This window comes from Paenibacillus tundrae (assembly GCF_036884255.1).
Classification (GTDB): Bacteria; Bacillota; Bacilli; order Paenibacillales; family Paenibacillaceae; genus Paenibacillus.
In genome coordinates, this window is the sequence record NZ_CP145605.1 from 3,231,338 (window position 1) to 3,246,165 (window position 14,828).

Consider the following 14,828-nt stretch of genomic DNA (forward strand, 5'->3'; position numbering starts at 1 on the left):
CACTTGAATTCCCAAGGAGGAAATGATCATGTCAAAACATCTTCGTGTAGGAATGGTTGGATACAAATTTATGGGGAAAGCACACAGTAACGCTTATCGAAGCCTACCCATGTTTTTCCCGTCAGCCCCTTTGCAGCCTGAAATGTCCGTCATCTGCGGACGTAACGAGCAAGGTGTTCAGGAGGCCGCTAACCAGTTTGGGTGGTCTGAGAGTGTAACGGATTGGCGTGAGCTGGTAAAGCGAGATGATATCGATCTTATAGACATTAACGCGCCAAGTGATGCACACAAAGAGATTGCAATTGAAGCTGCACGTCAGGGTAAGCATCTATTCTGCGAGAAACCCTTGGCACTATCACTCGCGGATTCCCGTGAGATGCTCCAAGCAGCCGAGGATGCGGGCATTGCTCACATGGTAGGGTTCAATTATCGTTTCTCCCCAGCAGTGCAGTTAGCCAAAGATCTGGTGCAGAGCGGACGCTTGGGTAAAATCTATCACTTCCGTGCATTTTTCCTGCAAGACTGGATTATGGATCCGTCCTTTCCGCTCGTATGGCGATTGCAAAAAGAAGTCGCTGGCTCCGGCTCGCACGGCGATCTCGGCGCACATCTGATCGACCTAGCTCGCTTCCTAGTAGGAGAGTTCAAGGAAGTTATCGGTATGAGCGAGACATTTATCAAAGAACGTCCTCTTGCTTCTGAAATGACGGGATTAAGTGCCAAAGGTAGCACAACCAGTGATGCACCGAAGGGCGAAGTCACCGTCGATGACGCAACACTATTCTTGGCAAGGTTCGCAGATGGAGCACTGGGAAGCTTCGAGGCTACACGTTTTGCAGCCGGTCACCGTAGCACGAATTCCTTTGAAATTAATGGTAGTCTCGGAAGTGTGCGGTTCGACTTTGAACGTATGAATGAATTGGAGGTTTATTTCACCAAAGACGAAGAAGATGTGCAAGGATTCCGCCGTGTACTTGCAACCGATCCAGCGCACAAGTATGCCGAAGCTTGGTGGCCTGCTGGACACACGATTGGATTTGAACATACGTTCACCCATGAGATGTTAGAGCTTGTTACTGCAATATCGGAAGGTCGTCAGCCATCACCTAGTTTCCATGACGGTGTAGCTTGTCAAGCAGTGCTTGAAGCTGTTGAGCGCTCCATTGATGAGCGACGTTGGGTATCCCTTGAAGAGATGTGAGTCTAAGTGCATGTAGGCTAAAACTATAATGATAATTTAGGAAAGCGAGTGATTAAGTGATGAGTAAAGCATTGATCGTATGGGGCGGTTGGGATGGACACGAACCGGAGCAGGTAGCAGCCATTTTTGAACGTATTTTGAAGGAAGAGCAGTTCGAGGTTGAGGTGTCAGATACACTTGAGGCATATGCAGACGCTGAGAAGCTGCTTGGTCTTGATCTGATCGTACCGCTCTGGACAATGGGACAGATTGAACAAGAACTGGTCAACAACGTGTCTGCAGCAGTTCAGAGTGGTGTAGGCTTGGCGGGTCTCCATGGTGGGATGTGTGATGCATTCCGTAATAATGTAGATTGGCAGTTTATGACGGGTGGCCAGTGGGTCGCACATCCAGGTAACGATGGGGTAGAGTACACCATCAATATGAAGCGTGGCTCAAGTCCACTGCTTGACCACATTGAAGATTTTCAAGTAAAAACAGAGCAGTATTATCTTCATGTAGACCCTGCTGTAGAAGTATTAGCAACAACACGTTTTCCTATCGTTAATGGCCCTCACGCCGCAAATGGACCTGTAGACATGCCCGTCGTCTGGACGAAGCGCTGGGGAGCAGGGCGTGTATTCTATAATTCACTTGGACATCATGCCGATATCGTTGAGATGAAGCAGGTAACCGAGATGATGAGAAGTGGCTTCAAATGGACAGCCGCAGGAAAACAGCTTGCGAAGCAAAATAAAGATACGAAGACTGAAGTGTATACAGGTATGGCTGACAACCAAACGTAATTAGATTAAGGGACAATAGTAGACCCACTAACATGCTGGGTTATAACTAACGTGTATCAACCATTTTAAGCGTTTACGTATCAGAATAATCATATAAAAACATAATTTTATGTTGCCACATTTCTGTTCGATGGCGAAAGGAGCCCAAGTATGAGCGTTATGAAAGTTGGCATTATTGGCTGTGGTAAAATCAGCGGCATTTATATGGAGAATTGTCATCGGTTTGACGTGCTTGAACTCGTGGCAGTTGCAGATCTAGATCAGAAGCGAGCTGAGGAACAAGCAGCAGCTTATCAAGTTCCCAAAGTGTATACGGTAGAAGAAATACTGGCAGATCCTGAGATTGAACTGATTATCAACCTGACTATTCCTTCCGTTCATGCGAATGTGTGTCTGCAAGCACTGGAAGCGGGCAAACATGTATATGTGGAGAAACCACTTGCGGTTACTCGTGAAGAAGGTCTTGCCGTACTAGAGACAGCCAAAAGAAAAGGATTGTTGGTGGGCTGTGCACCCGAAACTTTCTTCGGATCAGGTATTCAAACTGCCCTTAAATTAGTTGAAGACGGTGTGATTGGCAAACCTGTTTCAGCAACAGCTTTCATGATGGGCAGAGGTCACGAGCACTGGCATCCGGATCCTGAGTTCTATTATGCATCAGGTGGCGGGCCGATGTTTGATATGGGACCGTACTATCTCACAGCACTGGTGCAACTTCTGGGTCCGATCTCAACTATTGCTGGTATGACGGGTAAAGCAATGAACGAACGGACAATTACGAGTGAGAAAAAGCGAGGACAAACCATTCCTGTTGAGATTCCAACACATGTAACAGGCTTGCTGCAGTTCGAACAGGGCGCCATAGGTACACTCATTACAAGCTTCGATGTGTTTGGGGGCAGTGTGCTGCCTCCAATTGAGATCTATGGAACGCATGGTACATTACAAGTACCTGACCCTAATACCTTCGGAGGTCCGGTTCGTTATAGACTTCTTGGAGAGCAAGAATGGACTGAGGTACCTCTACTGCCAGGATACCAGGAAAACACACGCGGAATTGGTGTCGCGGATATGGCATATGCAGCGCATAGTGGCCGGGCACATCGAGCGAGCGGCGAGCTTGCGTACCATGTTTTAGAAGCCATGTGGGCATTCCATGATTCGTCGGATGACCAGACATTCTATCAAATGAAAAGCACTTGTCAGCGTCCGGCTCCACTGCCGGAGAATCTTCCTCTCTACACGCTTGATCAATAAGTTTACTTATGTTAATAATTACAGCCTGGTGTCCTTGTATAAAGGATTCCAGGCTGTTCCTGTTCGTTGCGGTTAAGCAGGGTGACTTCATTCTGAACGAAATTTAAGCTACAATGGACAATAATATAGAAATGAAAGAGGTAGGTAAGCATGGTACGTTTCGGAGTCGTAGGCACCAACTGGATTACAGAAAGACTACTTGAGGCCGCAGCACAGGTGGAGGGCTTCACACTGACTGCTGTATACTCTCGAAGTGCTGAGAAAGCAGATGCATTTGCAGATCAATATAAGGCTGCACACCGATTCACGAATCTCGAAGAGATGGCAGCGAGTGATGAGATCGATGCCGTATATATCGCAACGCCTAATACATATCATGCGGAGCAGGCTGAGTTGTTTCTGAGAAATAAGAAGCATGTATTGTGCGAGAAACCGCTAGCTGCAAATAGTGAAGAAGTTCGCCGATTAGTGGAGGCTGCTCGTGAATCCGGGGTTCTGTTAATGGAAGCGATGAAATCAACACTAGTACCGGCATTCAAAACGGTTCAGTCGAACCTTCATAAAATTGGACCTGTTCGCAAGTATATCGCAGGATACTCCCAGTACTCTTCACGCTATGACAAGTATAAGGAGGGCATTGTGCTAAATGCATTTAAGCCGGAGCTAGCTAATGGCGCACTTATGGATCTGGGCGTATATTGTCTATATCCATTGATTACGCTGTTTGGTGCCCCTAATCAAGTCCAATCCCAGGCGTATATGTTGGCATCTGGCGTGGATGGTCAAGGGAGTGTTATTCTGAATTATGATGAGATGGACGCGGTTGTAACCTATTCCAAAATCTCTAATTCACATGTGCCTACTGAGATTATGGGTGAACTCGGCAGTATTTTAATTGATAAAATTGGATCGCCCGAACATGCCGAGATTCGATACAATGATGGTACGGTGGAAAAACTAGAAGCAGAGCAAAATTATCCAACGATGTTCTACGAAGTTCAAGAGTTCGTAAACCTCGTTGAAGCGGGTAAACTAGAATCGGAAATGAACACATATGAACGTTCCTATGAAACCATGTTAGTTATGGATCAAATCCGGAAACAAATCGGACTTGTTTTCCCAAATGATAAATAGGTAGAAGGAGGGTTACCGGATGCAAAAGGTATTAATTCTTGGGGGCACACGCTTCTTCGGCAAACGTCTGGTGGATCACTTGCTGTGGGAAGGTAAATCACAGATCACAGTGGCAACTCGGGGCAAAACGCGTGTGGATTTCGGAAGTGAAGTGAACCGGATTAAGATGGATCGGGAAGATCCACAATCTTTGGCAAAGGTTGCTCAAACAGACCAGTGGGATGTGGTGTATGACAATATTTGTTTTTCACCCAATGCTGCCAAATCGGCATGTGAAGCATTCGCTGGTCGAACCAAAAGATATGTTCTAACATCTACACTCTCTGTGTACGGTGATCCTAAACCGGGATTTACAGAGGATGACTTTGATCCATACACTTACCCGCTGCAATATGGGAATCATGAACAGTTTTCTTATGGGGAAGGCAAACGTCTTGCTGAGGCTGTATTTTTCCAAGAAGCCGAGTTTCCGGTTGTTGCCATGCGAATTCCGATTGTGTTAGGGATTGATGATTATACAAGACGACTGCATTTTCATATTGAACATGTGCAAAAGGGAAAACCGATTGGCATGCCGAATCCGGAAGCCGAGATTGGATTCATTAATTCCACGGAAGCGGCTAGATTCCTCGCCTGGCTTGGACATACTTCCATTACTGGGCCGGTTAATGCTGGCTCACAAGGAGCGATTAAATTATCAGAAATGATGAAGCTAATTGAATCCGTAACGGGGATGCAGTCCCAGATTCTATCTGAGACAGGTAAGGAAGATATGTCACCTTTTGGCATAAGTGAATCGTGGACGATGAGTACAGATAAGGCTGAACAAGCAGGTTATACGTTTGAATCATTGATGGACTGGTTTCCTGGTCTCGTTCGTGAAGTGGCTCTGGCTCTACAATCTGAGAGTTAATTACATCCTTCTTTTTTCACCGCCTATTGCATATCCTGAAATACCGAGTATAATACTTGGTAAACAGAAGAAAAGGGGATGCAATAAACGATGAAAACACATGCTGAATTGAACTCGCTTCTTGTTGACGATTATCTGGATCTCCTGAATATGGCTAAGCAATTAGGGGATATGGAATGGGAACAATCCATTCTAGCTGCATTGAAAGAAGAAGTCGAAGCTAATCGCCATCTGGATTCTATGGAAGTAAGACATGATCTATGGATGCAGTTTGAAGATATAAATGAGCAGATGCACGCGTTGTTAATCCAGTTAAAGCATGCAGAGGATGCTGAGGATAAAGAACAGATTATCGAGTCGATCTGGGGACTGAAAGTGGATCGTACTGCGATTACGCGCAAGCTTGAGACGATGAGCAGGTCTAAATCCGGTCAATCATAATCACTTCATTTTCATAATAAAATAAAAATAATATACGTGAGCCCACTTGCTTCCTTCTATGGAGATATGCAAGTGGGCTTTTATATTGATTGAAGTTGTGTAGAAGCATGAAATGGATTACTGAACGGTTATTAGTTGTTCGCTTAGGGTTATTTTGATAATGTATGTATAAGATATACAAGATACGTATGGTTTCTAACGATAACGAAGATGAGTGGGTTGAGCACACATGGGAATAGATCTGGAGAAACAGCGACTAAGTATAGAAGCAGCCAAATTGTATTATCAGTCTGATTATAGCCAACAGGATATTGCGGTCAGGCTCGGTGTATCACGTCCGACCGTATCTCGACTATTGCAGTATGCCAAAGACCGGGGTTATGTCCGGATTGAGATTATGGATCCTTTAGAGGATATCGATATTATTGCTGGGGAATTAAAAGCTAAATATGATCTCGAAACAGCGCTAGTATGTTTCGCACCTCTGAAGAGCGATGATGAAATCCAGAAGCAGATCAGCAAGAGAGCTGCTGATTATCTTCAGGACACTGTTCAAGATGCGGATATTATTGGTGTAACGTGGGGAACAACGATGCATGCTGTCGCTCGCCAGCTTCGTCCTAAACAGGTGAAGGGCGTAGAGGTTGTTCAGTTAAAGGGAGGCGTCAGTCACTCGCATGTGAATACCTATGCAGCTGATATCGTACATCTATTTGCGGAAGCTTTCCATACTGTGCCTCGATATCTGCCCCTACCTGTGATCTTTGATTCTATCGAAGTGAAGAACATGGTGGAAGCTGATCGACATATCGGTAGAATTGTAGAGCTTGGCCGGCAAGCGAATATCGCCATTTTTACGGTGGGCACAGTGAAGGAAGATGCACTTTTGTTCAAACTCGGTTACTTCAGTGAAGAGGAGCAGCAACTGTTGATACATACAGGAGCGGGTGATATTTGCTCTCGTTTCTTTGATAGTGAAGGCCAATTAATCAGTGAAGAGATCAATAGCAGAACAGTAGGTATCGACCTGTCTGAGCTCAAAAATAAGGAGAAATCCATTCTTGTCGCAGGTGGCCAACGCAAAATTGAAGCAATTCATGCCGCACTCCAAGGCCAGTATGCAAACATTCTAGTTACGGATCAGTACACAGCCCAAGCTTTGCTGCGTCTCTAATTGGAAGAGTGACAACATCTGCCATGTTCTCATGGCGGATGTTTTGCTGTGTAGAGCGAAAGCTAAGATGTGCAGTAATTGGGTAAGTACAAGAATTAGTTATAACTCAGTAGTGCTTCATTCGCACATCGTGAACAAAAGTTCAGTTTGATTATTACATATGTTCATGTTAGTGTAGGATATAGAATACATCGTTTATATAAAGGGAGAGATATGAATGACTACACCACAATTAGCTAAAATGATCGACCACACTTTGCTTCGTGCAGACGCTACACAGAGCGAGATGGTTAAACTGACAGAAGAAGCAAAACAATATCAATTTGCATCCGTATGTGTGAATCCAGGTTGGGTTGCTTATGCTGCTGAACAATTAAAAGGTACAGGCGTTGATATCTGTACTGTTATTGGTTTCCCTTTGGGAGCTTCTACTTCTGAAACAAAAGCATTCGAAACGACAGATGCCATTGCTAAAGGTGCAACAGAAGTGGATATGGTCATTAACATTAGCGCATTGAAAGACGATAAAGACGATTACGTTGAGCAAGATATTCGTGCAGTGGTTGAAGCGGCCGCAGGTAAAGCTTTGGTCAAAGTTATTATCGAAACTTGCCTGTTGACTGATGATGAAAAAGTCCGTGCATGTGAAGCAGCTGTAAGAGCTGGAGCTGACTTCGTCAAAACATCAACTGGATTCTCTACTGGTGGAGCAACGCCTGAGGATATCGCTTTGATGCGTCGTACGGTAGGTCCAGATGTAGGCGTGAAGGCGTCGGGTGGTGTTCGTAGCCTCGAAGACATGCAAAAAATGATCGAAGCAGGCGCAACACGAATTGGCGCAAGCTCTGGCGTTAAAATCATGCAAGGTGGACAATCTACTGCTTCGTATTAATCAAAACGGAATCTCATTTCGTTGTATGTTATCTGTATTACAGTTTAACGAAGTGATGTAAACGAATTGAGCTTGTCTTGAATGCCCGCATATCATTGTTTTTACAAGCTTATGCGGGTTAGATGGACAGGACACATAAAATACAGCAATTCATAGTGATGTATTGAAAGCGCTTTATTCTTTTTTCGGAAAATTTATTTCATTTTCATTACAATCCATGAACAGAAACCTTTGAGCTGATTGCACAACTGGCTTAACTACCTTCAAAGGAGAGATTACATGAAATTTCTAATCGCCATACTCGGCTTACTTGTTGTTTTTGGGCTGGCTTATATCGCCAGCAACGGGAAGAAACAGATTCGATACCGACCGCTTGCGGTAATGATTGTTTTACAGATTATACTGGCATACTTCTTGCTAAATACAGCGGCGGGTACGTTTCTCGTCGGTAAATTCTCTACTGCTTTTAAGGCATTGTTGGATTATGCGAATGAGGGAATCGCGTTTGTATTCGGTGACTTAGTAACCATTGGAGCAGATGGTGGAAGTGGTCCGTTCTTTTTGACCGTGCTCATGCCGATTGTGGTCATCTCTGCCTTGATTGGGATATTACAGTATATCCGAATCTTGCCTTTTGTTATAAAATATATTGGTCTGGTATTAAGCAAAATCAACGGAATGGGCAAACTGGAATCATATAACGCGGTTGCTTCGGCTATTCTAGGGCAATCTGAAGTGTTCATATCCGTAAAAAAACAAATTGGGTTACTGCCGAAACATCGGCTGTATACTTTATGTGCCTCAGCGATGTCCACGGTATCGATGTCCATTGTCGGTGCCTATATGACGATGATTGATCCGAAATATGTAGTGACGGCATTAGTGCTCAACTTATTTGGCGGTTTTATCATTGCTTCTATTGTGAACCCTTATCAGGTTACACCGGAAGAAGATATATTGGAGGTTCAGGAAGAGGAGAAGCAATCGTTCTTCGAAATGCTAGGTGAGTACATTCTAGATGGATTCAAGGTAGCCATAGTGGTTGCTGCGATGCTCATCGGTTTTGTCGCGTTAATCGCCTTAATTAATGGTATTTTCAGTGCGGTGCTCGGTATTTCATTCCAGGAACTGCTCGGTTATGTGTTTGCACCCTTTGCCTTTGTTATGGGGATCCCTTGGAAAGAGGCGATTCAAGCGGGAAGTATTATGGCAACGAAAATGGTATCCAATGAATTCGTCGCAATGCTTAGCCTTAGTAGTCAGACAGCATTGTCCGAGAGAACTACCGGAATCGTGTCTGTCTTCCTCGTATCGTTCGCCAATTTCTCTTCCATCGGTATTATTGCCGGTGCGGTTAAAGGACTTCATGAGAAACAAGGTAATGTGGTGGCCCGCTTCGGTCTGAAGCTGCTTTATGGTGCATCGCTTGTCAGCGTGCTGTCTGCGATCATCACTGGACTGTACTTGTAAGCTGGATTATTGGAAGGAGTGCTTCATTCATGTCAACATTCAAAAGAGTACATCTAATCGTTATGGATTCTGTAGGAATCGGCGAAGCGCCGGATGCAGCAGATTTTGATGATTTTGATGTAGATACGTTCGGTCACATTGCACGTGAACGCGGAGGTCTGAAGATGCCACATATGGCGAGTCTTGGACTATCTAACATCAAAGAAATCGAGGGTATTCCTGTAGCGGCTGCGCCTAAAGCGTATTACACCAAAATGCAGGAAGCATCCAAAGGTAAGGATACCATGACAGGTCACTGGGAGATCATGGGCTTGTATATTGATACACCTTTCCGTGTGTTTGAAAATGGGTTCCCGGATGAGCTGATTCAGCGCATTGAAGAAAAAACAGGTCGTAAAGTGATTGGCAACAAACCTGCGAGCGGCACGGAAATTCTGGATGAATTAGGTGCTGAGCATGTTGAAACGGGCGCACTGATCGTATACACGTCGGCAGACTCGGTACTGCAAATTGCAGCGCACGAAGATGTCGTTCCTTTGAAGGAACTGTATGAGATCTGTGAGTTCTGCCGTGAAATCACGCTGGAAGATCCGTACATGCTGGGTCGTATTATTGCACGTCCTTTCGTAGGTGAAGAAGGTGACTGGAAACGGACAGCGAACCGTCATGACTATGCGCTCAAACCATTTGGTCGTACCGTAATGAATGAGTTGAAAGATGGCGGGTTTGATGTTATCGCTCTTGGTAAAATCGCAGATATCTATGATGGTGAGGGTGTAACCAAATCTGTTCGTACCGTCTCTAATATGGATGGAATGGACAAGTTGTCCGAAACGATGGACGAGGAGTTCACGGGTCTGAGCTTCTTGAATCTGGTAGATTTCGATGCGCTATATGGTCACCGTCGTGATCCACAAGGGTATGCACAGGCCCTTGAAGATTATGATGCACGTCTTCCAGAGATCTTTGCAAAAATGACAAACGACGATCTGCTGCTGATTACAGCCGACCATGGTAACGATCCAACATACCGTGGTACAGACCACACGCGTGAATATGTACCATTGCTGGCATACTCCCCACGTTTCAGTGAGGGGAAACAGCTTGACCTACGCAGTACCTTTGCAGACCTTGGTGCAAGCGTAGCGGAGAACTTTGGTGTGAAAATGCCTGAGTATGGTACAAGCTTCTTGAAAGATCTGAAGTAAGTACGTAGAGGTTGCACTAACGGATCTATGAAATGATTCTAACTTGGTCGAGAATTCGACAAACGCATGACTTTGAAGTGCAAACCATGGTCAGGGATCGGGGTAAGGGACAGTTACTCCGGTTCCTCGTCCATTATATAGACGGACGTATATAACACATTGGAGGAGATTATTCTATGAGTACACATATTGGAGCAAAACCTGGAGATATTGCTGAAACGATTCTTTTGCCAGGAGATCCATTGCGCGCAAAATACATTGCTGACACATATCTAGAAGACGTTGTGTGTTACAACGAGGTTCGCGGTATGCTCGGCTTCACAGGTACATATCAAGGGCACCGCATTTCGGTGCAAGGCTCAGGGATGGGGATTCCGTCCTTCGCCATCTATGCGAATGAATTGATTAGCGAATATGGTGTGAAAAACTTGATTCGTGTAGGAACTTGCGGCGGAATGCAGGAACATGTGCGTGTACGTGACGTTATCCTTGCACAAGCAGCATGCACAGATTCCAGTATGAATAAACACGTATTCGGTGGATATGATTTCTCACCAATCGCAACGTTCTCATTGCTCAAAGAAGCATATGACCGTGCTACAGCTAAAGGGATGAAGATTCATGTCGGTAACGTCTTCAGTTCCGATTCTTTCTATCGCGATGATCGTTCCGTAACGGAAAAATTGATGAAACATGGCGTGCTTGGCGTAGAAATGGAAACAACAGCATTGTACACGATTGCTGCCAAGTTTGGTGTTAACGCACTAACGATCCTAACTGTAAGCGACCACTTGCTCACAGGCGAAGAAACCTCAGCAGAAGAGCGCCAAAAAACGTTCAATGACATGATGGTTGTTGCTCTCGACACAGCAATTACTTTGTAAAAGAAATCCATTGCCAGTACGCATACTGCACAACATGTTTACTGTACCAAAAATAATAATTTGATTTTATCAAAACTTTGGTTCGAAGCTCGGAGTGGAGGCAATGGAATCGATTCTGTAGAAGCGAGCGTTCGCCTTTGTCTTCACATTTCAACCTCATAAGAGGTGATTCAAGAAATATGAAGACAACACTGATCGAAAAAACGTTGAACGTTCTATGGTCAGAACGAACTTTGCTCTAAGGTTTACTGTACAAAAAATAATTTGATTTTATCGAAACTTTTGTTTGGAGCACGGAGTGGAGGCAATGGAATCGATTCTGTAGAAGCGAAGCGCTCGCCTTTGTCTTCACATTTCAACCTCATAAGAGGTGATTCAGAGAAATGTGAAGACAACAGCGATCGAAAGAACGATCCATTGCCGGAACGAACTCCGATAAAGGTTTACTGCACTAAAAATAAATTGATTTTATTGAAACTTTTGTTTGGAGCACGGAGTGGAGGCAATGGAATCGATTCTGTAGAAGCGAAGCGTTCGCCTTTGTCTTCACATTTCAACCTCATTAGAGGTGATTCAGAGAAATGTGAAGACAACAGCGATCGAAAGAACGATCCATTGCCGGAACGAACCCCGCACAAAGTGTTCTGTAAAATCAATATACACAAGGAGAGAACATCATGAGAATGGTAGACATTATTGCCAAGAAACGTGACGGAAAAGAATTAACTACAGAAGAGATCGACTTCGTCGTTCAAGGATATACACAAGGAGAGATTCCTGACTATCAAGTTAGTGCATGGGCAATGGCTGTATTTTTTAACGACATGACGGACAAAGAACGTGCTGATCTGACGATGTCGATGGTGAATTCGGGTGAAACGATTGACCTGTCAGCCATTGAAGGCATCAAAGTAGACAAGCACTCCACAGGTGGCGTCGGCGATACAACTACGCTTGTACTGGCGCCGCTCGTAGCAGCGCTTGATGTGCCCGTTGCCAAAATGTCCGGTCGTGGACTTGGTCACACAGGTGGAACGACAGATAAACTTGAATCCGTTGCTGGTTTTCACGTGGAGCTTGACAAAGAAGAGTTCATTCGACTCGTTAACGAGCACAAGGTAGCGGTAATCGGACAAAGTGGTAACCTTACGCCTGCGGATAAGAAGCTATATGCTTTGCGTGACGTAACAGCTACCGTTAACTCCATTCCACTGATCGCAAGCTCCATTATGAGTAAGAAAATCGCTGCAGGTGCGGATGCCATCGTATTGGATGTGAAAACGGGTGCTGGTGCATTCATGAAAACAGCAGAAGATGCCAAAGAACTCGCACATGCGATGGTGAGCATTGGTAACAATGTTGGACGTAAAACGATGGCCGTGATCTCCGACATGTCCCAACCGCTGGGTCTGGCTATTGGTAATGCACTTGAAGTAAAAGAAGCCATTCTTACTTTGCAAGGCAAAGGGCCTAAAGATCTGGAAGAGCTATGTTTGGCACTTGGACGCCAAATGGTATTCCTCGCTGGCAAAGCAGACTCCCTTGAGCAAGCTGAAGAGAAGTTGAAAGAAGTAATCCAGAACGGTAAAGCACTGGAGAAATTCAAACATTTCTTGGCCAATCAAGGCGGAGATGCTTCTGTCGTGGATCATCCAGATCGATTGCCACAAGCTCAATACCTTATTGAAGTACCTGCAGATCAAGACGGTTTCGTATCTGGAATTGTTGCGGATGAGATTGGTACAGCTGCGATGCTGCTTGGTGCGGGTCGTGCAACCAAAGAGTCAGAGATCGATCTTGCTGTTGGTCTGATGCTGAACAAAAAAGTGGGTGACCCTGTCAAAGCAGGCGAATCACTCGTAACGATCCACGCTAATCGTAAAGATGTGGCAGATGTAATCGCGAAGATTAAAGAAAATATTACGATTGCAGATAAAGCGGATGCCCCTGTATTGGTGCATGATATCGTAACCGAATAGTTTAAAACTCATTCAGCCGAGTATGCGTTTGAACCTGTAACCCCCGAATCTATGTATGACATAGGTGCGGGGGTTGTTTCTTTTACAGAATAAGAATTCCTTCATCTGACTTCCGCTATGTAATTTTTATTTACGTAAACATCAGGATTTGAGATAATATTAGAGTTATATTTTACCTTTTAAGGAGGGAAGAAGTAGGCTAGATAACAAGATCCAAATGTTCCTGAGGTTTTAAATGTGTAGAGTTTCATGAAGTACATACGAGTAGGAGGAGTTTACGTTGTTTAGCAAATCTCAGCAAAAGTTTGTTAAAAGATCAAGTATTGTATTAAGTATCATGATTCTATTATTCGCATCAACAGTGCAATTCAAGGCTGAAGCAGCAAGTTCTAATTTTGCCCCAGGGGAACTGGAAGCGGGCGCAATCATGCAATGGGGTGGAACCGTGCTTCTGGCAGCTGCGGAGAATGCAACGAATATAGATCCTAGTATTATGGAGCAGGTGCATCACTTCGGACAACAAGCATGGCAAGATGCCGATGCAACGACGAAATCTGAGATTACGTCTTCCATTGAGGGTTACAATGATTTATGGGGAACGAATAGAAAGTACAGTCTACAATGGTCATCGGATGCCCAAATGTATCTGGTGAACAAATGGAATGAATACTTTGGTGCAGGTGCGCGGATTAATGATGCAAGCCATACAGTAGAAAAGGTAGCTACAATTAATTCAGTTATTGTCCCTTCTTCCGTAAAAACGACCAATCGGCCAGGAGAAACTAAATATGATCTTGGTACGTTTATGAGTGGCGTGACCCACTATGTATATAGTGTACATGCAGACATGTACGGGAAGATACAGTTAAGCACATATCCTCATCGGACGATTTGGCCAAGCGCTCTTACAACACAGGAATTTCCCAATGCATTTGCAGCTTATAGATCAGCAGTCAAAGAATTAGATATAACATCGACTTACCAGACAGTCATGCCTATTTTCGTAGATAACAGCACCGGGCAGAGCATTCAGTATAATCCTTTAGCTGTGCCTAGCAACTTCCCAACCAGAATTACGATTCCTGCTCTGAAAGGAATTGTGAATGGTCAAGGTATAATTACAACACTCGAGAAACCAAACATTGGTCGAGTGGGCAATAGTCTCACAGGAGAGATCGCCATTAGTTACCCTACATACATTGGAGATACAGGTACGTTCACTGATGCGGATACTGTAACTCGTGTACCTTCTGAAGCACCAGTTGATAATGGTGGAAACGGCAGTGGTGATGGAAGCTCTAATGATACGATCACATACTCTCCTCTAGATCTGATTGTATACAAAGCCATGCTGCAATTTATCCAAGAATATCGGGATAATCAATCCAATAGTTTGGATCAGCTTTTGGAGTATATGAAGTTAAACGATTCTGGAAAGCCTGCCAACACGCAAGCCTGGAATGGTTGGTTAAAGAGCTTCTCTCAATAAA

General features: G+C 44.5%; 13 protein-coding genes. All 13 read left to right on the top strand.

Annotated features, from left to right (window positions below; genetic code table 11):
- Positions 1 to 28: 28 nt before the first annotated feature.
- The 13 genes from V6W81_RS14490 (at position 29) to V6W81_RS14550 (ending at position 14,827) form a co-directional block, all read left to right on the top strand.
- Positions 29 to 1,201 carry a Gfo/Idh/MocA family protein gene (locus V6W81_RS14490; RefSeq protein ID WP_145047702.1) on the top strand — a complete coding sequence of 391 codons (1,173 nt, stop codon included), beginning with the start codon at positions 29 to 31 and terminating at the stop codon, positions 1,199 to 1,201.
- A gap of 59 nt (positions 1,202 to 1,260) precedes the next feature.
- Entirely contained in the window at positions 1,261 to 1,986 is a 726-nt protein-coding gene (locus tag V6W81_RS14495) for a ThuA domain-containing protein (RefSeq protein WP_145047703.1), read from the top strand.
- A 150-nt stretch (positions 1,987 to 2,136) separates the two neighbouring features.
- Complete coding sequence (locus V6W81_RS14500) at positions 2,137 to 3,243, top strand: Gfo/Idh/MocA family protein (protein WP_145047704.1); 1,107 nt, start codon at positions 2,137 to 2,139, stop codon at positions 3,241 to 3,243.
- A 150-nt stretch (positions 3,244 to 3,393) separates the two neighbouring features.
- Positions 3,394 to 4,377 carry a Gfo/Idh/MocA family protein gene (locus tag V6W81_RS14505; protein ID WP_310140392.1) on the top strand — a complete coding sequence of 328 codons (984 nt, stop codon included), beginning with the start codon at positions 3,394 to 3,396 and terminating at the stop codon, positions 4,375 to 4,377.
- A 19-nt stretch (positions 4,378 to 4,396) separates the two neighbouring features.
- Positions 4,397 to 5,290, top strand: coding sequence for an NAD-dependent epimerase/dehydratase family protein (locus tag V6W81_RS14510; RefSeq protein WP_338543889.1), 894 nt, complete (start codon positions 4,397 to 4,399; stop codon positions 5,288 to 5,290).
- Between the two features lie 90 nt (positions 5,291 to 5,380).
- Positions 5,381 to 5,731 carry a hypothetical protein gene (locus tag V6W81_RS14515; protein ID WP_145047707.1) on the top strand — a complete coding sequence of 117 codons (351 nt, stop codon included), beginning with the start codon at positions 5,381 to 5,383 and terminating at the stop codon, positions 5,729 to 5,731.
- A gap of 235 nt (positions 5,732 to 5,966) precedes the next feature.
- Entirely contained in the window at positions 5,967 to 6,905 is a 939-nt protein-coding gene (locus tag V6W81_RS14520; protein ID WP_056692531.1) for a sugar-binding transcriptional regulator, read from the top strand.
- Positions 6,906 to 7,122: 217 nt separating this feature from the next.
- Entirely contained in the window at positions 7,123 to 7,797 is a 675-nt protein-coding gene (gene deoC / locus V6W81_RS14525) for a deoxyribose-phosphate aldolase (protein WP_338543890.1), read from the top strand.
- Between the two features lie 279 nt (positions 7,798 to 8,076).
- Positions 8,077 to 9,267 (top strand): NupC/NupG family nucleoside CNT transporter, encoded by a 1,191-nt coding sequence (locus tag V6W81_RS14530; protein WP_056691420.1) that lies wholly within the window; start codon positions 8,077 to 8,079, stop codon positions 9,265 to 9,267.
- Positions 9,268 to 9,296: 29 nt separating this feature from the next.
- On the top strand, positions 9,297 to 10,475 hold the full coding sequence (gene deoB / locus V6W81_RS14535; RefSeq protein WP_338543891.1) for a phosphopentomutase: 1,179 nt from the start codon (positions 9,297 to 9,299) through the stop codon (positions 10,473 to 10,475).
- Between the two features lie 176 nt (positions 10,476 to 10,651).
- On the top strand, positions 10,652 to 11,359 hold the full coding sequence (gene deoD, locus V6W81_RS14540; RefSeq protein ID WP_056691414.1) for a purine-nucleoside phosphorylase: 708 nt from the start codon (positions 10,652 to 10,654) through the stop codon (positions 11,357 to 11,359).
- Positions 11,360 to 12,036: 677 nt separating this feature from the next.
- Positions 12,037 to 13,338: a pyrimidine-nucleoside phosphorylase gene (locus V6W81_RS14545; protein WP_338543892.1), complete on the top strand. Its 1,302-nt coding sequence runs from the start codon at positions 12,037 to 12,039 to the stop codon at positions 13,336 to 13,338.
- A gap of 280 nt (positions 13,339 to 13,618) precedes the next feature.
- Positions 13,619 to 14,827, top strand: a complete 1,209-nt coding sequence (locus tag V6W81_RS14550; protein WP_338543893.1) for a hypothetical protein — start codon at positions 13,619 to 13,621, stop codon at positions 14,825 to 14,827.
- The last annotated feature ends 1 nt before the right edge of the window (position 14,828 follow it).